The organism is Brachybacterium phenoliresistens (assembly GCF_039530785.1).
GTDB classification, from domain to species: Bacteria; Actinomycetota; Actinomycetes; order Actinomycetales; family Dermabacteraceae; genus Brachybacterium; species Brachybacterium phenoliresistens.
Map to the genome: position 1 here is coordinate 206,490 of NZ_BAAAOW010000005.1, position 20,228 is coordinate 226,717.

A 20,228-nucleotide genomic window follows, 5' to 3' on the forward strand; every position below is an offset into this window, starting at 1 on the left:
GCGTACGTCGGGAGGACCGGCGACATCCGGCTCGCCGCGCAGTCCCCCGCGGAAGCGGCGACCGGGGGAACCGCTGCGGCAGGACATGTACATCATGTACGTGTCCTGCTGCAGCGGTCAGTCTGTTCGCACCGTCAGGTTGCGCCGTCCCGTCGGGCTGCGCAGCGTCACCCCGTCCGACCGCGCCGCCCCGCCGGGCGGCGCCACCGCATCAGGCCAGGCCCTCCGGGTCGCGCGCGTCGAGGATCCGGTACACCCCGGAGTTGTCGAGGTCGCCGAGGCCTAGGTCGACCATGCGCGCGAACTGGGCGGCGACGGCGTCGGTGACCGGCAGGGTGAGGCCCGCGGCCGAGCACAGGGCGCGGGCGGAGGCGAAATCCTTGAGGTGGTAGCGGGCCAGACCCCCGGGCTCGAAGGACTCCGCGACGAAGTTGTCGCCCTTCTGCGCGAGGACCTCGGAGGCGGCGAGGCCACCGCCGAGCAGGCGCTGCAGGGCCGCGGGATCCACTCCCGCGGCCCGGGCAAGGCGGAACGATTCGGCGAGCGCCGCGACGGTCGCGGCGACGACGACCTGGTTGCAGGTCTTCGCGGCCTGCCCGGCGCCGAGGGCGCCGACGTGCTCGACGGTGGTGCCCATCGTCCGCAGCACGGGGGCGAGCTGCGCGAACTCCTCCGGCTCGGCGCCGACCATGATCGCCAGGCGCCGCTCGACCGCGCCGGCGACCCCGCCGGAGACCGGGGCGTCGACCGTCCGCACTCCCTGGGCGGCGAGGCGCTGCCCCAGGGCCTGGACATCGGCCGGCGGCACGGTGCCCATGACCACGAGGATCGGGGACGCGATCCCGCGGGCGCGCCAGCCGGCGAGCAGCCCGTCGGGCCGGTCGATCACGTCGACGAGGTCCTCGATGCCGGCGAGCACCGTGAGGGTCACCGCGCGGGCGGCATCGGCCGGGGTCGCGGCGACCTGCGCCCCGGCCTGCGCGAGCGGGGCCGCTTTCGCCGCCGTCCGGTTCCAGACGGCGGGCTGGAGCCCGGCGTCGACGAGGGCGTGGGCCATCGGCCCGCCCATCGCCCCCAGCCCGATCAGCGATACCTGCCCGATCGGCATGTCCTGCCGGTCCTGCGGCACCGGTCCGGCCTGCGGCTCCCGCTCGCGCGATGTCTCCATGGTCAGACGGTAGCGGAGGCGGCGGCCGGTGCCGCCCCATCGGCTGCCGGCAGCAGGGCGACGGTCTCGCGGCGCATGGCCACGGCCTCGTCCATGCCCACGGGCTCCTCGACGTCGTCCCAGGTGACGACCTCGCCGGCCGGCACGGCGCGCTTCAGCACGATGCCGTGCGCGAAGGCGACGGGCAGGGCGTTGCGGGCCACGGACGTGGGGGCGGACATGAGCTTGCCCCACACGCAGAAGCCGCCCTCGCCGTCCAGGGTCTCCCCCGGCTCGAGGTCCTTCTTCGCGGTCGCGACGACGTCGGCGTAGAAGCCGACGGGCCGCCCGGTCGCCACCCCGCGCAGGGCGGCGTTGGCGATGGAGACGCCCAGCTCGAGGCCCACGTAGTGGTAGGGGCGGTACAGGGCGGCGTACCGGCCGCTGGGGTCCGGGTGCCACGGGTACTCGGTGAAGCAGCCGGACACGTAGTCGTTGGTCGCCTCGACGACGACGAACACGCCCTCCTGCGTGTTGTGCTCGATCCAGTCGCCGTCGCGGGTCACCGAGCTCATGACATCGACCGAGCCGTTGTGGGCGAGCACGCCGCCATCGGCCGCGGGCCTGCAGATCGTGGCGATCTGCTCGACGTCGCCGGGGGTGAAGCTGAGGCCCTCGTCGGAGGGCTGCAGCGCGGCGGCGTTGGCGACGGCCGCCATCTCGATCGCGGCCTTCGTGCCGTCGCGGAAGGAGGTGTGCATGTACGGGTTCAGCTGCCCGGAGTCGGTGAGCTCCTTCGAGAACTCCCAGTTCTCCCAGACGTTGTCGGGGTTCATCTGGTGGTAGTGCTCGAGGTACTTCGCGCCCTTGCCGGCGCAGGTGACGGTGAACCCGCTGGTGCGGGCCCAGTCCACGAGCTCCCAGATCAGCGCCGGCTGGTCGCCGTAGGCGAGGGAGTAGACCACGCCCGCCTTCTCGGCCTCGGCGGCGAGGGCCGGCCCGCACAGGGCGTCGGCCTCGACGGTGACCATGATGATGTGCTTGCCGGTGCGGATCGCGTGCAGCGCGTGCTTCGTGCCGACGATCGGGTTGCCGGTGGCCTCGACGACCACGTCGACGTCGGCGTCCAGCAGGGCGGCGGCGTCGGGGATCACCGCGGTGCCGCCGCCGGCGAGCGCCTCGTCGATCGAGCCGGCGACCGCCTCGGCCGGCCAGTCCACCAGCTCCAGGGCGCCCTGGGCGCGCTGCGTGTTGATGTCGGCGATGGCGACGACGTGCATGCCGGGGGTGTTGCGCACCTGCGCGAGGAACATGGTGCCGTAGCGCCCGGCGCCGATCAGGCCGACGCGGATGGGGGTGCCGGCGTCCTGGCGGGCGCGCAGCAGCTCGTGGAGGTTCATGGGGGTCCTTTCCCGGGTGGGGTGCGGTGGTTCTGGGGGCCGATGGGCGGGAGGGGGCTCAGCCGCCCTTGATCTGGTCGACCCAGGTGGCGACCTGCTCGGGGAGGCCATCGATGATCGGCTGGACCTTCTCGACCCAGGCGTCGCGGTCGGTGAGCTCGACGAAGGTCATCCCCTCGCCCTCGAGGGTGGTGCGGTACTCCTCGAGCTTGGTGACGGTGGTCTCCGTGTACGTCTTCCCGACCTCGTCGGCGGCCTCGCGGATGATGGCCTGGTCCTCCTCGGAGAACCCGGCGAGGGTGTCGCCCCACATGAGGAAGTGGTAGTTGGCGTACATGTGCTGGGTCATCATCACGTGGGACTGGACCTCGTAGAGGGCGTTGAACGTGGCGACGTCCAGCGGGTTCTCCTGGCCGTCGATCACGCGCTGCTCGAGGGCGGAGTAGACCTCGTCCCAGGCCATGGCCTCGGCGCGGGCGCCGAGGGTCTGCCAGGTCTCGACCATCGTCTGCGTGGAGGGGGTGCGGATGGTCAGGCCCTGCAGGGCGTCGAGGGAGGCGACCTCCTGGTTGGCGGTGAGGTTGCGGGCGCCGCGGAACATGTTGCCCAGCAGCTCGAAGCCGGTCGCCTCGGTCAGCGCGGCCTTGATCTCGGTGCCCAGCTCCCCGTCCCAGACGCCGAAGAACTGCTCGTCGTTCTCGTAGAGGAAGGGGGCGGTCTCCACGGAGGCCAGCTCGGAGTAGGCCTCGAGCGAGAGGATCGACTCGATGACCAGGTGGGTGGTTCCCAGCTGCAGGCCCTCGATCATCTGCTCCCAGGAGCCGAGGGTCGAGTTGCCGTGGATCTCGACGGTGAGGCGGCCGTCGGTGCGCTCCTCGATGAGCTTCTTGAGCTGCTCGGAGCCGGCCTGGCGGGGGTCGGTGTCGGATCCGGCGTGGCCGAGGACGAGCTTCTGGGCCCCTCCCCCGTCGGATCCGCCGCCGGCGGTGGCGTCGCGGCGGGAGCATCCGGTGGCGGTGAGGGCGGCGGCGCCGAGGGCGGTGGCTCCGGCGAGGGCGTGGCGGCGAGAGAGCATCATCGGTTTCTCCTGGGGTGGGTGGGTCGAGCGGGTGGTCGGCCCGGTCGTGCGGGTCAGTACAGGACGCCGGGCAGCCAGGTGGTCAGGGCGGGGACGAAGGTGAGCAGCAGCAGGAAGCCGATGCCGCCGGCGAGGAAGGGGAGCATGGCGCGGGCGCCGCTGAGCAGGTCGATCTCGGCGATCTCGGAGGCGAGCATGAGGTTCAGGCCCACCGGCGGGGTCACCAGGCCCAGGCCCATGTTCACGACGATCACCACGCCCAGGTGCAGCGGGTCGATGCCCAGCTCGAGGGCGACGGGGAAGATGATCGGGACGAGGATGATGATCGCGGCGTTGGCCTCGATGAACATGCCCACGACCAGCAGCAGGACGTTGATCAGCAGCAGGATCACCACGGGGCTGGCGGAGACCGCGAGCAGAGCGGCGGCCACGGACTGCGGCACCCCGCCGGAGGTGAGCACCCACGAGTACAGCTGGGCGGCGGCCATCACCAGCAGGATCAGGCCGATGAGCGCGACGGAGTCCTTCATGGCCGTGAAGATCTTCGGCAGCGTCAGCTCGCGGTAGACGAGGGCGCCGACGAGCAGCGCGTAGGCGACGGCCATGCCGGCGGCCTCGGTGGGGGTGAAGATCCCGCCGCGGATCCCCACCAGGATCAGCACCGGCAGCATCAGCGCGGGGATCGCCCTGGCCAGCGCCGGCCAGAACGGGGCGATCTGGTCGCGGGGCGTGCGGCCGATGTCCTGGGGGTCCATGGTCTTCACGGCCTCCGGTTCGAAGCCGGAGCGCTTGACGGTGACGAGCACGGTCACCATGAGCACGGCCATGTAGAGCACGGCGGGGACGACACCGGCGAAGAACAGCTGGCCGATGCTGGTGCCGGTGACCACGCCGAACAGGATCAGGGTGATCGAAGGCGGGAGGATCGGGGCGATGATCGCGGAGGAGGCGGTGACGGCGGCGGCGTAGGCGGCGGTGTACTTCCGCTCCCGCATGGCGGGGATGAGGATCCGGCCCAGCGAGGAGACGTCCGCGACGGAGGACCCGGACAGCCCGCCGAAGAACAGCGAGGCGAGGATGTTGGTGTGCGCGAGGCCGCCGGTGAGGCGGCCGACGATCGCATCGGCCAGGTCCAGCAGGCGGCGGGAGATGCCGCCGGCGTTCATGAGGCCGCCGGCGAGGATGAACAGCGGCACCGCCAGCAGCGGGTACGGCGTCACGCCGGCGACGATGCGCTGCGCGCCGATCGCGAGATTGTCGGTGGTCAGGAAGTACAGCGTGACCAGGGATGCGGCGGCCAGGGCGAAGCCGATGGGGACGCGGGAGAGCATCCCGAGGCCGAAGGTGCCCAGCAGTGATCCACCCATGTCGGGGTCTCCTCTCAGACGGTCTGTGCGGCGGGGTCGACCTCGACGCTCGCCGGGTCGGTGAAGCGGCGCACGAGCACCTCGAGCTGGAAGATGAAGCTGAGGCCGAAGCCGATGGGCACGGCGAGCATCTGCCAGCCGGCGGAGATGCCGAGGCTCGGCAGGCTGCGCTGGAACGAGGTGCCGAGCATGTCGATCCCGAAGGCCACCAGCACCGCGCAGGTCCCGAGGACCACCAGCGAGGCGAGGACGAAGAAGGCCTGCTGCACCCGCTCGCTGCGGCCGCGCCAGAGGTCCACCACCATGTGCCGGCCGCTGCGCACGCCCAGCGGGATGGCCAGCAGCGCCGTCCACACGAAGGCCGTCTGCGAGAGCTCCGGCGCCCAGGCGGTGGACTGCGAGGTCACGTAGCGGGCGACGACCTGCCACACCACCGTGAGGACGATCAGCGCGAGCGCCGCGACGGCGAGCGCGGTGACGGCCTTCTCGACCACGTCGAGCAGGCGGCGGGCGGGGGCGAGGCGGGCGTGCAGGGCGCCGGCGCGGCCGGACGGGATCGGGTCGTGCCGGGGCGTGCCGTGCGGGGGACGGGCAGGCGGTGCGGGGTCGTGCGACATCAACGGGCTCCTTCGGGACAGCTCTGTCCGGGGACCGGGGGTCGGTATGGCGGGGACGCTACGTGTCGGACTGTCTTACTGTCAACACTTGCCAAGGAGGTCGGACCAGTGTTGGATGACGGCGTGAGCCCACAGACCTCCGTCCTCCCGTCACTGCAGGTGAACAACCTGCGCGAACAGGCCCTGCAGGCGCTGCGCGAGGCCATCGTCATGGGCGGCATCGCCCCGGGCACCCACCTCGCGGAGGTGCGCCTGGCCTCGGAGCTCGGCATCTCCCGCGGCACCCTGCGCGAGGCCCTGCGCCAGCTGCAGCAGGAGGGCCTCGCCGTCACCGACGGCCGCGGTCGCCTGCATGTGCGCAGCCTCGACGCCCGCACCATCGCCGGGACGTTCCGCGTGCGCGCCGCCCTCGAGGCCCTCGCCGCCCGCACCGTCGCCGACATGCCCGAGGCCGAGCGCGCGAAGGCGCTGCGTCAGCTGGACCGCGCCCTGCGCACCATGCGCGACGCCGAGGAGGACGATCTCGCCATGCTCGAGCGCCTCGAGGCGGACGTCGAGTTCCACCGCACCCTGTGCCGCGCATGCGGCAACGAGGTGCTGCTGCAGACCTGGGAGCAGCTGGCCGGCGTGCTGCGCATGTCGATCATGCACGCCGGCGCCCAGCAGGCGAAGCTCAACACCTCCGCGGACAAGCACCAGGAGGTCATCGACGTGATCGCCGAGGGCCCGGCCGACCTGGAGGCCCGCATCACCACCCACATCCTGGCGGTGCTGGGGGACTTCGGGGTGGAGGGGTAGGGGCGCCCGTCCCGCCGGCCGACGGCCCGCTCGCTGCCGCTGCCGAGCGCGCCGCCGAGCCTCGGTTCGCGATGCGTGCGCCGCGTCCGGACGCTCCGCCCCCGCCGCAGAGGGGCATCTCGGAGAGCTCGGAGGAACTGCTGCGGCAGGACACGTACGTCATGTACATGTCCTGCAGCGGCAGTTCCTCGCCTCGCTCTGCTCAGCTGCGCTCGCGAGCCTCCCGGAAGAACCTCTCGCGCAGCTGCCGGGACTGCACGTCGCTGCCGTTGCGCGCATCGAGCGCGGCGGCGATCGCGAGCGCGTCCTCGCGCAGCTGCGGGCCGCGCTCGTCGTCCGGGGCGTGCTCCAGCAGGACCCGCGCGGCCCCGGCGAAGGTGTCGAAGTGGTACGGGTCCCCCGGGGTCGCGTCCGCGAGCGCCGCGTCGACCGCCCATCCGAGGGCGCCCGGGACCTGGGCCGCGAGCTCGAGGACCACCGACCGCGGCAGGTCCCCGAAATCCTCGAAGTCCCGATCGACCTGCTCGAGCTGCGCGACGACCTCGGCCGCGTCCTGGTCCACGGGCCGGCCCGCCCGCAGTGCGGCCCAGGCCGTCCATGCCTGCGCCGCGCGCTGCTGGGACGGGTCGTGGGAGCTCTCCAGCACGTCCGCCACGAGCTCCGGGACGGCCCGGGCATCCAGCGGTGCGAGGATCCGGGCCAGGTCGATCTGCACGTCGAAGGGGTCGACGTCCCCGGCGTCCGCCGCGAGCCGTGCCCGGACGTCGGCGAGCAGCGGCTCGATCTCCGAGACCTCCCCGAGGTGGGCGGCCCGGGCGAGCCGGGCCATGGCGATCGGCGTGGTCGGCTTCCCGGTCAGCGCCCGCAGATCGACCTCCCCGGCGATGATCGCGTCGATGCGCTCCAGCGGGATCGCGGGCTGGTCGAGGCCCGTGAGGATCACCGGGAGGAAGAGCCCCGCGGCGGCCTTCTCCAGGGGCGGGTAGATCCCGTCCGGCGCGAGCGCCTGCGCGCGCTGGGCCTCCTCATAGCGCAGGACGAGCGCCACGTGGTCATCGGACTGGTATGCACGCATCGTCCGCATGAGCTGCGCGACGAACTCCGCCATCGGCATCCTCAGCTCGCGGCTGCGGGCGACGATGCTCTCCACGAGCGCCTCGGACTCCTCCTCGGAGCCGGCCTCGAGGACGGCCATCGACAGTCCGTGGAGCTCGAGGTAGCGGTCCTTGATCGCGAAGGGCACCTCGTCGATGGTCACCGGCGCGGTGCGCCGCGGGATCCAGCCGGCGCGCAGGATCCGCTCGGCCCGCTCCACGGGGTCATCGGCCGCGTCCGGCTCGGGGCCGGCAGGCGGGAGGTCCGCGAACCAGATCTCCCGCAGCTCCCGGGTGTGGATGTCCGTCGCGCCGCGCTCATCGTGCGCCGCGGCGGCCTCCGTCGCCGCGGCGCGCAGCAGCACCGCCTCCTCCCCCGCCGGGTCCTCGAGCGTCCGGCTGCGGGCGAGGGCGGCGATCAGCCGGCAGTCCACGGTGTCGAGCGCACTGTTGGCGAGCCCGACATCGGCCGCGACCCGGGCATCGTCGGGCCGATGCTCGAGCACGAGCAGCAGGTCCTCGATCACCGCCGTCCGCACCAGGTCCTCGATGCCGAACTGGTCGACCAGCTCGTCGCCGATCCGGGCCGCGAGGTCCTTCCGCCCGGCGCGCGCCCACAGGGATCCCAGCAGCGCCCGCAGCAGCACGAGCTGGGTGAGGTCCTCGCGGTCCGTGTCGATCGGGCCCGGCGGCACGCCCATCGCCGTGAACCGTCGCATGAGCGTCTCCGCGGCGAGGGCCGGCTCGAAGGGCTCGAGGATCGCGACCTCGCGGGTGACGGTGTTCGCGTCGAAGGGCGGCCAGTCGGGGCTGCCGATGCCCTGCCAGCGGTCCAGCAGCGCGTAGGCGCGATCCTGCTCGCCGAACTCGGCGGCGAGGCTCGCCCGCGCCAGCGTGACGTTGGAGAGGTCGAAGCCGTGGGCGATCGTCTGCTTCTCGACGAGGTCGACGATCCGCTCGAGCTGCGGCCGCGACAGCGACGGGTCCTCCCCCACGGTCGAGACCAGGTTCGAGATCGTCCCGAGGAACGTCCTCACGTTGTCGGGGTGGATGTGGTCGCCGTAGCGGCCGACGATCTGCATGAGCCGCGCATACGCCTCGAGGGCCTCCCGCGGCATGCCGCCGAGGCTGAGGATCGAGTACTGACCGAAGCGCCCGCTCGCCGCGAGATGCGGCACGCCCTCCGCCTCGCAGGCGGCGATCTGCTCCTCCCAGGCGTCGATCGTCCCCATGTCCTCCGGCATGTCCCAGATCTCGCTGCTGCGGTCGATGAGCGCCCGCACGCGCTGCGCCTTCTCGCCGGTGAGGCCCCGGACCTCGTCGTATCGGATCATCGTCATCCCCTGCTGTCGGTGGTCGGTCTGTGTGTGGTCTGGCTGCGGCCGATGCGGCCGATGGTCGGTGCCGGCGCCGGCATCCGCGCGATCATCGGCCCCGCCGGTCAGGATGCCGCGAGGAGCAGCGTCTGCAGCGCGCCCGCGAGGAGCGCCTGCTCCTCGGCCTGCAGGCGGATGCCGGCCTGCAGCAGGCTCAGCAGGTGCAGCGCGCGGATCGCGTCGTCGCGGGTGGCGGGGGCGAGCGTCCCACCGAGGGCCCGCACGGCCTCGGCGCGGAGGTTGAGCACGAGGGTGGGCCGGGGGTCCTCCTGCTCGCGCGGGGCCCCGCCGCCGAGCATGTCGGCCCACGGATCGTCCTCGACCTCCTCGAACACGAAGCCCGCGGCGCGCCCGGGCACGTGCAGCACCAGCTGGGACACCGGGCGGAAGGCGCGCACGTCCACCGCGACGCCGTGCGCGTCGAGCACGCCCCGCGCCACGGTGCCGATCCGCTCGGCGAGGGCCGCGTCCTCGCCGCGCGGCTCCGGGAGGTCCTCCAGCAGGCGCGTCAGCTCGAACTCGCGCGCGGTGAGCCGCGACTGGGCCTGGTCGTACGCGCGCAGCATGGCGGCGCCGTGGGTGTAGGCGCCGTTGACCAGCAGGTCGCCCTGCGCCTGGACGATCGGGGCGTAGCTGCTGAAGTCCCGGTCCTGCGTGGTGAACGTGATCCTGGCCGGCATCTCCACCAGACGCAGCGGCCCGGAGCTGGTCTCCCAGGTCAGGTGGCGGGCGACGAACTCCAGCATCTCCGGGTGCGCGACGGCGAGGGCGAGCAGGCTCTGCCCGTGCACGTCGACGAAGCGCGCGAAGACCTCCGGGTCCCCCGCGGCGAGGCGCTCGATGCCCGCCCGGACCTGGTGGCCGAGCTCCTCCCGCGCGGTGGCGAGGGCCGCGGACTCGTGCAGGCTCTCGCGGGAGGCGGTGAGGCTGAGCGACCCCGCCTCGATCGCGACGCGCGCGAAGCTGACCCACTCCGGCACCAGCTGGGTGTTGTCAGAGGCGACGGACATGCCGTGGGAGAACACCCGGTCCCCCGCGCGGCCCCGGCCGGGCGTCGCCTCGCCGGTCACGAACGCGACGCCGCGGATGCCGAGCATCGGCAGGTCCAGCGGGATGCTCGCCAGCGGCGCGAAGCCGAAGGCGTCCTCGCACCAGGCGGCCGCCGCCTCACGGGGCAGGTCCCACGGCGCAGGATCCCCGCTCACCCGGACCGCCGGTCGCGGATCCCCGGCGACGGCGAAGGTGATCGGCACGGCCAGCAGGCTCGCGAACTCGCGGGCGAGGCGGAACACGCGATCCGCCCCCACCCATTCGGCCTCGTCCGGCCGGGCATGCACCCGCACCAGGGTGCCCGGCTCCTCGAGAGGCTGCTCCGCGGGCGAGACGGTGAAGGTGCCGTCGCCGTAGCCGATCCAGCGCATCGTCGTCGCCTGCGGGTCGCGGGCGCTGCGGGAGACCACCTCGATCTGGTCCGCGACGAGGAAGCACGACAGCAGGCCGATCCCGAACTGGCCCAGGAACTCCCGCCGCGCCGCCACGAGCTGCTCGCGCTTGCTGGAGGCGCCGATGGTGGACAGCAGGCTGCGGGCATCCGCCTCGGTGAGGCCGATGCCGTGATCGCGCACGGTGAGCGCCCCCGCCGCGGGGTCGACGACCAGCTCGACGGGCGCGACCTGCTCGCCACGGGCGACGACGGCGTCCCGTGCGTTCTGGATCAGCTCGCGCACGTACACGCGCGGGCTCGAGTACAGGTTGTGCGACAGGATCTCGACGATCCCGCGCAGGTCGACCTGGAAGTTCTCGGGGGTCGGCGGCATGGGTGAAGGATATGTCGAGCGGCGTAGGCGGGCTGGGCGCAAGTGTCGACGCTGGCCTGGCCGGTCGCCGATGCCATGCCTCGACTTCATCAGGACTTAAGCCGTCCGCAATTGTGGCCCTAGACATGCAGATGGGCGGGTCAAACCGCCTTTCCCTCACACAGAACAGACCAACGCCACAGCCCAAGTGTCGCCGCCCGGATTGGAAACTCGATTATCTGAGTGAGCGGTAGCGGCGATCCCTCGAACATCGCTCCTGGCCCCTACGGCTTGTGCTTCGCGAGAACCGCGCGAAGTTCCTTATACCGAGTCTCCAGCGAGCTCATGGCATTATCAATAACATCCGCCCTCTTGGAACGCCAGTTTGCCGCGTCGGCGATGTAGAGGCGATTGATCTGGGGAATTATGTAGAACGTCAAAAGGAGGACCGAGTTGAGCATGAAGCGCGGATCATTGAGGCTGTTCGGGACATGCAGTCGGTTCCTGCTAATCTCGATCCCGCCGTCAATATGCAGCCTAAGGTCGTAAGCATGATTCACACCACGTTCGATGTGCGAAAACCCGATGTCCATCGGACCCAAAGTATCCTTCTCAGCCACGGCGGTCAGGAAGTTTGATCGTTGAAAGTCGACACCGAAACGAAGCTCTGCGGTTCGACTGGCGGCATCCATGCTACTGATGCCGGAAATCTGGTCTAGGCGAATACCTCCCGCGATCTGCGGATTGTCCCTGTGCTGCACGGTCAACCAGAGAAAAATCTCCTCGTTCGCGAGCCGAAGGTGCGAGTCATGACGGTCAATCTTAATCGTAACGTCACGCGTCTGCAGAATTGACTCTAGGGCCGCGATCACGCCTCCCTTTCCCCCGAGATACGAACGGGTCCGAGTAGAAAATAGAATGCCGATCCTACTCACACCGATCGAAGTCACGACGACGTCGATAGCATTCAACTTTCGCACCTGGCTGACGTCGATGTCAGGGTTTTGCCGAATTAGGGCTGGGGCCGGGTCCCAATAATAAAAACGCGCTTGCAACATCTCTGGAAGCAAATTGGTGGCCGTTACGATCTCGGGGTCCGAATTTGGCGGCTCCTCGCCGGCCACCCTCAAGTTCGACCCGGCGTCTTGGACGCTTGCCCACCCCCCTTTGAACCCTTCAAGCGTCGGTTTCATCCTGCGCATACCGTCACGGATCTCTTCAAGGGTCATTTTCGAACGAGAGACCATCGGCAGTACCTTGACCGCGTCTTGATTCATAGTAGGCAAAATCAGGCTCCAATCACACGAAAGCAGTTTACATTGCTTGAGCGGCGGATCAACAGGTTCATCAACCACTCAATGACTGGACGCCGATGCACCAGTCGGTAGTTCACCCGGAACTCGGCACCGATAGGCGTCTCCTCATCCCTCCACCTCACATCCGCATAGTGCCATATCCCCGAGCTGTACGGAGCTTGGCCAAGCATAACTGCGAATCCGTTCGCTTCATCACACGGAGTGACTGATAGCTGGCCGGAAACGCCGGATCCCATCTTGGAAGATTTTTCGCAGGTGGGCACAATAAGAGCTCGTTCGATTCGAATCACCAAACGAAGTTCAGCTCTCGTGAGTTGTCGCAGAACTTGATATCCAAGCCAGCCGGTCCGATGCGCGAAGACTTCAAGGCGGAAAGGCTGGGATTCGCCCGTACTTCTGCGTATTTTCGCGCGGATCTCCGTGATTGGAGCGTTCTCAGTTTCATCGGACCAGGCTAGTCTTATTTGCGGCCAACCAAAAAGCACCTGAAGTAGAACCTCCAGCAGGATGGCTGCTAAGGTTGCTCCGATAAGAAACCTCAACGGAGCGGGTACGGACTCGAAAGTATTTTGCAACCACGGATCCATCCAGAAGGTAAGCCACGCGGCAACAGCGACCTTGAGCCCTTCTACAATTATTCGCAATAATCGATTCGTCACGTAAGATTTAGCTCCCGCCAGGCTGACGCGAGCAATCGCTGGGCTTCCTGCACGACAGAGGTGTCTACGAAGCCGCGCCGACGAACCGATATCCGGCCGCCGCTATCTCCAGCAATCAGGTTCACTCCGACAATATATAGACCGTCATGCTCCTCCTGGAGTGACATCATGACCTCGTCTGGCCCGTACCCAACTAAAAGGCGTAGCAATTCAGTTGAGACTTGAACCTGTTCGTCTTCCGGTAAAGCAACTAAGTAAGCGTCAGAAATCATGAATGACGTAGGAACGAATCCACGCTCTAATGCGAAGCCTGTCAGGCGGACCAAGTCCTGGCTCCCCAGGTGCAGTTCGCTTCCAGACGGCGTGCGCGCGGGCTGAGTGGTGTCGTACGGGTCTACCCGCAGGTCACGGGTACCGCCCCCCACTGTGCTCAACACCACCTTGCTCACCATACGTCTATACTCCCTCACGAAGCGCGTCTTGTCTCCTCGACTCGCGAGTCGACATGCCAACAGCCACGGTTGGAGTCTGCGCGGTCCGACCCACGGACGTCGCGTGCTCAGCCGCAAGCTGGTGTAGCAGCGTCGGTCTGACGCCGAACCCGTACAACCACTGCCGTCGAGGGTCACCCAACTGACCGGGCCGTGCGGGGAGGCAGGGCGGCCAGGAGGGTCTTGGGTGCACCTGGCTGTGATGCCGAGCCTAAGCGCGTGGCAACTCTGATCAGTCCGTGCCGGGTGAGTAGGACCGCCCGCTCAGCGAGTGAAGGGCGCAGGCAGCACAGCATCCGGCTAACCCCGGCTAGCCTGGGTGCACTACGATGTGGAGGTGAGAGGTTGGTTGGTGGCATCGGACGGGCCGACCCTATGGGACGCGACGATGAGTCGTACCGCATCTGTGCAGAGTGCGGTGGGGACTGTGAACCCGAGGCGGTTGCTACCGAAAGCGGGGTGCGGATCTCGTTTCGATGCCCTGTTCATGGCATCCACACCTTCCTAGACCCCTTCAATGACCTGCCGTGATCGCTGCGCTGTCGGTGTCATCTGGCAGAGTGTCGGCTGAAGACGACGACGGACTGAGGAGACTAAGATTGTCTGGACAACTCGCAGCCTTGGAGATTTGTGCTGGTGCAGGGGGTCAATCCTACGGGCTCGAACAAGCCGGTTTTCAGCACGAGTTGGCGGTCGAGATCGACCGTGATGCCGCCTCAACGCTTCGGCTCAATCGGCCGACGTGGAATGTGCACGAGGGCGACGTTCGAGATATCGACGGCAAGGACTATACTGGGATTGATTTGCTCGCCGGAGGCGTGCCTTGCCCGCCGTTCAGTGTGGCGGGAAAGCAGCTTGGTGCCGATGACGAACGCGATTTATTCCCGGAAGCTCTGAGGTTAGTGCGTGAAGCTAGGCCGACGGCCGTAATGCTCGAGAACGTCAAGGGCCTGGCATCTGCAAGGTTCGGCACGTATCGCACGTCGATTCTTGAAGAGCTCGACCGCTTGGGATATGGGGCAGATTGGCAGCTGCTGCTTAGTTCAGAGTTTGGCGTACCGCAACTGCGTCCTCGGTTCATACTTGTTGCTCTCCGCAAAGACAAGTTCCAAAACTTTGTTTGGCCCGGTCCAGTCGGGAGCCCGCCCACCGTCGGTGAGGCTCTTTTACCTCTTATGGGCGCCCGAGGTTGGCGGGGAGCCCGAATCTGGGCGGACAACGCGAACGGGATCGCTCCAACTATCGTGGGGGGATCAAAGAAGCACGGAGGAGCGGACCTCGGACCGACCCGAGCTAAAGCATCCTGGCTGAAATTGGGTGTAGACGGGAAGGGCGTCGCCGACGAGGCACCATCGCATGATGTAGCCGAATCACATATACCTCGCCTAACGAATCAGATGGTCGCGCGAATTCAGGGCTTTGATTCAGGGTGGCAGTTCTCAGGACGAAAGACCTCGGTATATAGGCAGATAGGAAACGCCTTCCCGCCGCCAGTTGCGGCCAGTGTTGGAATCGCTATTCGCCGTGCGCTTGGCGCCTCTCGCCGCCGCAGTGAGGTCCCGATGAAGGTGGTCGCGTGAGCCCAGAGTCGTTTCTATCTATAGCTCGTTCGTCATTCCATGCTGGCCTGCTGGAGGGCACACTAACCGTTGACTCGGACGGTATTGCCAGTAACGCTGACAGGGGTAACGCGCAGTCGAGAGCCTATTCGGCGCATATTGCGCGCGCACTGAAGCAGGAGACAGTACACGAACGTGCGGCCGGTCAGACCCTTGGAGGATCCTTTGAGAAGGCTGTCGTTGGCCTGCTCAATGAAACTTTCCCTAGATTTGATATGTTGCGTCCTGGCGAATGGGAAGTCCGGAACCTAGGAAGCGCCCGCAAGGCGAACCATATTGCGCAGTACGAGCCGTACACTCATCTGGGCTATCTCGATCAAGCAGTGACGGATAACCCGCAGCTTCTCGCCGTTCTGGGCAACGCATACGCAATCGCTCCGGATGTAATCGTCAGTCGTGCTCCAGTTCCAGATGATGTCATCAACAGTGACGCGGTCCTAGTGGATTCCGAAGTTGGAAATTTGAGCCCCATCCGACTTCGCCGTCCAGGCCAATCCCGGATTCTACATGCGGTTATTTCTTGTAAGTGGACGTTGCGTTCGGATCGAGCACAGAATGCCCGCAGTGAAGCACTGAACCTCGTCCGAAATCGCAAGGGTCGTACTCCTCATATCGTTGTCGTGACTGGCGAACCTACTCCGAGTCGCATCTCTTCCCTAGCGCTAGGGACCGGAGACATCGATACTGTTTACCACTTTGCCCTTCCGGAATTGAAGGAAGCCGTTAACGAATTGGGCACTGATGAGTCTCGCGAATTGCTTTCTATGATGGTTGAAGGACAGCGTCTTAGGGACATTGCTGACCTTCCGCTGGACCTTTCCGTATAAGGCCCGCCCCTGGCTAAAGTGCGTGGACTGCGAGAGATCCCGCATGTCCCGTCTTTGCCGGATGGCGCTGGTGAACTCGGCTCGCGCCCTGCGCGAGGACTTCGGCCTGGACGTCGAGGTCGGCTGGCTCATCTGCCGCGAGGAGCGCAGCGACGGCGAGCGCCAGGCCGACCTCGACTGCTACTGGGCGCCCGTGTCGGGGCAGCTGCCGTCGGCGCCCGGCGGCAGCGAGAGGGCCTGGAGGTCCCGCGCCGAGCTCTTCCCGATGGATTTGGAGACCGCGGAGTCCCCGGTGCGCCGGAAGCTGCTCCTGGTTGCGGAGCCGATCTTCAGCCGTTGACCTCGAGGGCCACCCCGAGAGAGTCCGCTCACTCCGCGCCCGCCACCTACTCGACCCCCACCACCCACGATTCCACCCGGTGCACCGTGCCGGAGCTGCTCCGGCCGCCTCTCCTGTAGAAGTCGCTGCCGGAGACCAGGGCGTACCCGGTCGGATCGACTTGCCAGTCGGGGCCCACCCCCTTCGCCTCGGTCAGGATCGGCTCGGCCGTGCGCAGGTCCACCGCCATCATCCGGTACTCGACGTCGTCCTCGTCCGTGAGGACGTAGAGCAGCAGCACCCGCCCGCGCGGGGCGTTGTTCTGGATCGCCATCTCCTCAGGCACGGCGACGCTGCCGATCTCCTCCCCGCTGAGCGCGTCGGTGATGGTGAGCGTCTCCCCCGTGCGGTGCAGGATGTACCGGTCGTAGGCCCGGGACTCCCCGTCGGGGATGGTGCGGTCCTCGCCGAGCGGCGGCGCCGGCACCGGGGTGAACGCCTGCGTGTCCCGGTCGTAGAGCCGGACCTCCTGGTCGCCGCATTCGACGGCGAGCACCGCCTCCGGGGAGAGGTTCGGGACCGGGCCCGGGCTCATGAGACCTGCATCGGCGCACTCCGTCGCGGCGACGGCGTCACCGGTGGCGAGGTCCACCGCCTCGACCCGGGAGTCGCCGATGCGGTGCAGGGCGAGCCCGTCCTGCACGACCACGGAATCCCGCGGGGTGTCCTCCCAGGTGGCGGCCACCGCCCCGTCGTCGAGACGGGTCACGGCGGCCCGGTCGCCAGCGTAGGTCACCACGTGCTCGAGGGCGCCCAGCTCCGAGACCGGCGGGCGGTACATCGCCTGCCCCGCGCATCCGGCCCCGGTGTCCCGGGCCCAGACCCGCCCGCCGTCGCTCAGGCGGAAGCCCGCCATCACCGCATGCCCACCCTCGACCTCCGAAGACAGCAGCTCCATCTCCGGGGAATAGCAGACCAGCACGGCGACCACCTCGTCGGAGACCCCGGCGATCTCGGGGAAGCCGGCCTGCAGCCCCTCGAGCCCCTCCACCCCCTCGCCGATCATCGGCGGATCGATGAACGCGACCTCCTCGCCCGAGGGCTCATGGATCCCGATGCCGCCCACGTCGCTGAGGTACCCGCCCGTGGGCAGGATGTGTTCCAGGGACGGAGCCCCGCCGATGTTCGTCTCGGCCCCCGTGGCCAGGTTGCGCAGCACGACCTCGGTGTCGTCGCCCCAGAACCATCCGTTGGCATCCTGCTGCGCGGCGACCCAGCCGTTCGGGCCCAGCTCGACGCGATGAGCCTCGTGCAGCAGCACGGCCCCGTCGGCGGAGGGCCCGGTGACGGCGCGGTACAGGGGGACCGCCCCGATGGCGAGCACCACCAGTAGCGCCGTGCCCAGCCGGGCCCGCCAGGACGTCCTGGATGCCGAACTCTCTCCTGCCATTGCTCGAGGGTACGCGGGGCGCTCACCTCACCGGAGGACGCTCGCCAGCTGCTCGGCGCTCACCTCCACCTGCGGGGCGAAGCGGGGCGAGGCCATGTAGGCGAGGATGCTGCGCCGCAGCTGCCGGGCGGCCAGGCGCTCCTCGGCCCCGTTGCCGCCGTCGAGGTTCAGGGAGGTCACGAGGATCCGGCCCTCGCCGAGGCGCGCCTCGAACAGCACGCCCAGGCGGCGGGCCTCGAACCAAGTGTCGATGACCTGCACGTCGGGCCGCAACGCACGGGGCAGGCCGTCCAGCAGCATCGGCCGGGCCCCGCGCAGCGGCGCCCACCACTGCCAGTCCGTGGCGCCCGCCGTCGGGAACTGCGCGAACAGGGGGTGCGCGGGGTCGTGCAGCAGGCCGAGGGTGTGCGGGGCCTGCCCGCGGGTCCACGCCGTGTTCCAGAAGACGGGCGTGAAGCCGAGGGAGATGTCGTTGCCGATCGCCTCCGCCGGGATCTCCAGCAGCACGCTCTCGCCGCGGGCGGCGGCCTGCGCCGCCTCGGCGAGATCGGTCGCGGTGCGCACGCCGGGCGTCTCATCGGCCGGGGCGTCGGGGTGGATCCACACGTCCCAGTCGTTCTCGCCGATCTGCTCCCCCGCCTCGAGGACGGTGACGACCAGCCGCAGGTGCGTCGCCTCGCCCACCAGGCCCGCGGGGATCGTGGCGGGGCCCAGCACGGTGGAGTTGCCGAGGGGGATCCGGGAGGCGCCGTCGAAGACGCCCTGGGCGAGCACGGCGTCGTCGTCGCCGCGCAGGCTCCAGCGCACCTCGCCCTGCTCCAGCGCGGCCCGGCCGTAGTGGGCGATCCGCACCGAGAAATCCTGCTCCGTCTCGGCCGCCCAGATCCGCCGCGGCAGCAGGGCCAGCGGCACGGTCGGGGCGCAGAAGCGGGAGAACTCCTCGGGGCTCACGTACCCCTTCTCCTCCCAGAACGGGTTGAGCACGCCGACCAGGGCGGTGCCCTGCCCGGGGAAGTCCGTCAGCCCCAGCAGATGGAACCCGCCGAAGCCCTCGGTGCGCAGCGCCGCCTCGATGTCCTCCTTGTAGGCGAGGGTCTGCAGGCGTCCGGAGGCGTGCAGGAAGTCCGTCGCCTGGTCGAGCATCCCCGATTCCCGCAGGAGGTCCGCGAACACGCCGAAGTTCCGCGGCCGCATCAGGCCGGTGTACTGCGCGACCTCCTCGAGATCGGGGTGGACGCACCACTGCCCGATCTCGTGGGAGACGATCGGCCGGTCCCGGGAGGCGACGTCCTCGTCGTAGGTCGCCAGGGTGTGCGGCGGCTGTGCGTTCATCCGCGACTCGAGGCCCTCGCCCCAGCGGTGCGCGCGCGGCTGCGGGATGTTGTCGAAGTCGTTCTCGGGCACGCCCGGCCAGCCCGCGCCCGTCGTGTACAGCCGGCGCGGGTCCTGGGTCTGCCACAGCCGCACCCAGGCGGCGAGGAACTCCGCGTCCCGCCCGCCGGGCTCGTTGCCGTGCGCCATCATGAGGAACGAGGGATGGTTGCCGTAGGCGCGCAGGATCCGCCGCGTCTCCTCGTGGAGGTAGGAGTCCACGGGGCGCCCCTCCCCCACCGCGGCCCCCTGGTTCGCCCAGATCGGCCCTTCGACCTGCAGGTACATGCCCGCTTCGTCGGCGGCGACGAAGGCGGCCTCCGGCGGGCACCACGAGTGCATGCGCAGCAGGTTCAGTCCGTGGGCCTTGGCGATGCGCATGATGCGCCGCCACGGCTCCAGCTCGGTGGGCGGGTACCCGGTCAGCGGGAACACGCAGCATTCGAGGCTGCCGCGCACGAAGATCGGCCGGTCGTTCAGGAGGATCCGGGTGCCCTCGGTGCGCACCTCCCGCAGCCCGAACAGCACGTGAGCGGTATCGGTGTGCTCGCGGTCCGCGGTGCGGGCGCTCAGCTGCACCTCCAGCGCGTACAGCGCCGGGGTGAACTCGTCCCACAGCGCGGCATCGGCCCCGAGGTCCAGGTCGATGTCGAGGTGGGTCCCGCCGCCCAGCAGGCCGCGGGAGCCGAGGTCCTCGCCGTGGTCGACCTCGAAGGCTGCCTCGATGGGGCCGATGACGGGGGCATCGGCCGCACCGGGCAGGGAGTCGGCCCGGCGGGCCGTCAGCTGCAGCCGGCCCTCGCGGGCCACCGCGGTGCCGGAGGCGATGTCCAGGCGCACCCGGGCCCGGCGGGCGGCGACGTCGGGGAGGACGCGCACCTGGCCCAGGCGGATCTCGGGGCGCTCGTGCACGGCGATCTCGCCGATGATGCCGTTCCAGTTGCCCTGGGTGTGGTCGGAGATCGCATGGGAGTTCGGGCCCACGTCGATGACGGTGCGGTTGTCGACGCGGATCGTCAGCAGATGCGCCCCCGGGGCGAGGGGGCCCAGGTCGTGGCGGTGCGCGGTGGTGAGGCTGTTCTGGCTGCCGCAGCGCTGCCCGTCGACCCACACGGTCGACTCCCAGTGCACGCGTTCGAGCACCAGGTCGAGGCCGCTGCCGTCCCAGCCCTCGGGGATCTCGATCCGCCGCTGGTACCAGGCGGCGCCGCGGTAGTACACCTGCGGCTGCAGCCAGAAGGGGATGGAGACGTCCTCGCCTTGCCGGTAGGGGGCGTAGCGCTCGTCGGTGAAGAAGGACTGGTCGACGATGCCGCCGGTCCACGGGGTGTCGACGGTGACGGGATCGCCGATGCCCTGCGCGCCCAGCGAGCCGGGCAGGGTCAGGGTGCCCGCGTCCGCCAGGGGTGCGGTCGCCCAGCCGTCCGCCTCCCCCACGTGGTCGGGATCGAGGCGGTAGTTCCAGGTGCCGGTGAGGTCGAGCGGGTGGTGCGGGGACATCGG

15 protein-coding genes are annotated in these 20,228 nt (G+C 69.0%); 4 read left to right on the plus strand and 11 right to left on the minus strand.

Going from position 1 to position 20,228, the window contains the following annotated elements:
* Positions 1 to 211 precede the first annotated feature (211 nt).
* Genes ABD234_RS12690 through ABD234_RS12710 form a run of 5 tightly spaced genes read right to left on the minus strand, consistent with a single transcriptional unit; the run spans position 212 to position 5,609 of the window.
* Positions 212 to 1,168 carry an NAD(P)-dependent oxidoreductase gene (locus ABD234_RS12690; RefSeq protein ID WP_344356731.1) on the minus strand — a complete coding sequence of 319 codons (957 nt, stop codon included), beginning with the start codon at positions 1,166 to 1,168 and terminating at the stop codon, positions 212 to 214.
* Positions 1,169 to 1,170: 2 nt separating this feature from the next.
* Positions 1,171 to 2,547 carry an NAD(P)H-dependent oxidoreductase gene (locus ABD234_RS12695; protein ID WP_344356733.1) on the minus strand — a complete coding sequence of 459 codons (1,377 nt, stop codon included), beginning with the start codon at positions 2,545 to 2,547 and terminating at the stop codon, positions 1,171 to 1,173.
* 58 nt (positions 2,548 to 2,605) lie between these two features.
* Positions 2,606 to 3,625: a TRAP transporter substrate-binding protein gene (locus ABD234_RS12700; protein ID WP_344356736.1), complete on the minus strand. Its 1,020-nt coding sequence runs from the start codon at positions 3,623 to 3,625 to the stop codon at positions 2,606 to 2,608.
* A gap of 53 nt (positions 3,626 to 3,678) precedes the next feature.
* On the minus strand, positions 3,679 to 4,992 hold the full coding sequence (locus ABD234_RS12705; RefSeq protein WP_344356739.1) for a TRAP transporter large permease: 1,314 nt from the start codon (positions 4,990 to 4,992) through the stop codon (positions 3,679 to 3,681).
* 14 nt (positions 4,993 to 5,006) lie between these two features.
* On the minus strand, positions 5,007 to 5,609 hold the full coding sequence (locus ABD234_RS12710) for a TRAP transporter small permease (RefSeq protein WP_344356742.1): 603 nt from the start codon (positions 5,607 to 5,609) through the stop codon (positions 5,007 to 5,009).
* A gap of 123 nt (positions 5,610 to 5,732) precedes the next feature.
* Here ABD234_RS12710 and ABD234_RS12715 point away from each other — a divergent pair, with 123 nt between their 5' ends.
* Complete coding sequence (locus ABD234_RS12715; RefSeq protein ID WP_344356745.1) at positions 5,733 to 6,407, plus strand: GntR family transcriptional regulator; 675 nt, start codon at positions 5,733 to 5,735, stop codon at positions 6,405 to 6,407.
* Positions 6,408 to 6,609: 202 nt separating this feature from the next.
* Here the strand turns inward: ABD234_RS12715 and ABD234_RS12720 are convergent, their stop codons facing one another.
* From ABD234_RS12720 to ABD234_RS12735, 4 genes are all read right to left on the minus strand, one after another.
* Positions 6,610 to 8,835 (minus strand): hypothetical protein, encoded by a 2,226-nt coding sequence (locus ABD234_RS12720; protein WP_344356748.1) that lies wholly within the window; start codon positions 8,833 to 8,835, stop codon positions 6,610 to 6,612.
* A 107-nt stretch (positions 8,836 to 8,942) separates the two neighbouring features.
* A complete protein-coding gene (locus ABD234_RS12725; protein ID WP_344356752.1) occupies positions 8,943 to 10,694 on the minus strand; it encodes an HSP90 family protein in 1,752 nt (583 codons plus the stop codon).
* A gap of 263 nt (positions 10,695 to 10,957) precedes the next feature.
* Positions 10,958 to 12,028: a hypothetical protein gene (locus ABD234_RS12730; protein ID WP_344356755.1), complete on the minus strand. Its 1,071-nt coding sequence runs from the start codon at positions 12,026 to 12,028 to the stop codon at positions 10,958 to 10,960.
* A 616-nt stretch (positions 12,029 to 12,644) separates the two neighbouring features.
* Positions 12,645 to 13,097: a hypothetical protein gene (locus tag ABD234_RS12735; protein ID WP_344356758.1), complete on the minus strand. Its 453-nt coding sequence runs from the start codon at positions 13,095 to 13,097 to the stop codon at positions 12,645 to 12,647.
* Positions 13,098 to 13,666: 569 nt separating this feature from the next.
* Between ABD234_RS12735 and ABD234_RS12740 the strand changes: the two genes are divergently transcribed.
* The 3 genes from ABD234_RS12740 to ABD234_RS12750 are packed head-to-tail and all read left to right on the plus strand — an operon-like array spanning position 13,667 to position 15,925.
* Positions 13,667 to 14,719: a DNA cytosine methyltransferase gene (locus ABD234_RS12740; RefSeq protein WP_344356761.1), complete on the plus strand. Its 1,053-nt coding sequence runs from the start codon at positions 13,667 to 13,669 to the stop codon at positions 14,717 to 14,719.
* A complete protein-coding gene (locus tag ABD234_RS12745) occupies positions 14,716 to 15,585 on the plus strand; it encodes an NgoMIV family type II restriction endonuclease (RefSeq protein ID WP_344356763.1) in 870 nt (289 codons plus the stop codon). The genes ABD234_RS12740 and ABD234_RS12745 overlap by 4 nt, the downstream gene beginning before the upstream one ends.
* 43 nt (positions 15,586 to 15,628) lie before the next feature.
* On the plus strand, positions 15,629 to 15,925 hold the full coding sequence (locus ABD234_RS12750) for an NUDIX hydrolase (protein ID WP_344356765.1): 297 nt from the start codon (positions 15,629 to 15,631) through the stop codon (positions 15,923 to 15,925).
* 46 nt (positions 15,926 to 15,971) lie between these two features.
* Here the strand turns inward: ABD234_RS12750 and ABD234_RS12755 are convergent, their stop codons facing one another.
* Both ABD234_RS12755 and ABD234_RS12760 read right to left on the minus strand, forming a co-directional pair.
* Positions 15,972 to 17,354, minus strand: a complete 1,383-nt coding sequence (locus tag ABD234_RS12755) for a hypothetical protein (protein ID WP_344356768.1) — start codon at positions 17,352 to 17,354, stop codon at positions 15,972 to 15,974.
* A gap of 27 nt (positions 17,355 to 17,381) precedes the next feature.
* On the minus strand, positions 17,382 to 20,225 hold the full coding sequence (locus ABD234_RS12760) for a glycoside hydrolase family 2 protein (RefSeq protein WP_344356771.1): 2,844 nt from the start codon (positions 20,223 to 20,225) through the stop codon (positions 17,382 to 17,384).
* Positions 20,226 to 20,228 lie beyond the last annotated feature (3 nt).

Excerpts from the sequence above, each read along its gene's own strand:
- ABD234_RS12690 (WP_344356731.1), bottom strand. The coding sequence starts at position 1,168 with ATGGAGACATCGCGCGAGCGGGAGCCGCAGGCCGGACCGGTGCCGCAG.
- ABD234_RS12705 (WP_344356739.1), bottom strand. The coding sequence starts at position 4,992 with ATGGGTGGATCACTGCTGGGCACCTTCGGCCTCGGGATGCTCTCCCGC.
- ABD234_RS12700 (WP_344356736.1), bottom strand. The coding sequence starts at position 3,625 with ATGATGCTCTCTCGCCGCCACGCCCTCGCCGGAGCCACCGCCCTCGGC.
- ABD234_RS12720 (WP_344356748.1), bottom strand. The coding sequence starts at position 8,835 with ATGATCCGATACGACGAGGTCCGGGGCCTCACCGGCGAGAAGGCGCAG.
- ABD234_RS12725 (WP_344356752.1), bottom strand. The coding sequence starts at position 10,694 with ATGCCGCCGACCCCCGAGAACTTCCAGGTCGACCTGCGCGGGATCGTC.
- ABD234_RS12760 (WP_344356771.1), bottom strand. The coding sequence starts at position 20,225 with ATGTCCCCGCACCACCCGCTCGACCTCACCGGCACCTGGAACTACCGC.
- ABD234_RS12695 (WP_344356733.1), bottom strand. The coding sequence starts at position 2,547 with ATGAACCTCCACGAGCTGCTGCGCGCCCGCCAGGACGCCGGCACCCCC.
- ABD234_RS12750 (WP_344356765.1), top strand. The coding sequence starts at position 15,629 with ATGTCCCGTCTTTGCCGGATGGCGCTGGTGAACTCGGCTCGCGCCCTG.
- ABD234_RS12710 (WP_344356742.1), bottom strand. The coding sequence starts at position 5,609 with ATGTCGCACGACCCCGCACCGCCTGCCCGTCCCCCGCACGGCACGCCC.
- ABD234_RS12755 (WP_344356768.1), bottom strand. The coding sequence starts at position 17,354 with ATGGCAGGAGAGAGTTCGGCATCCAGGACGTCCTGGCGGGCCCGGCTG.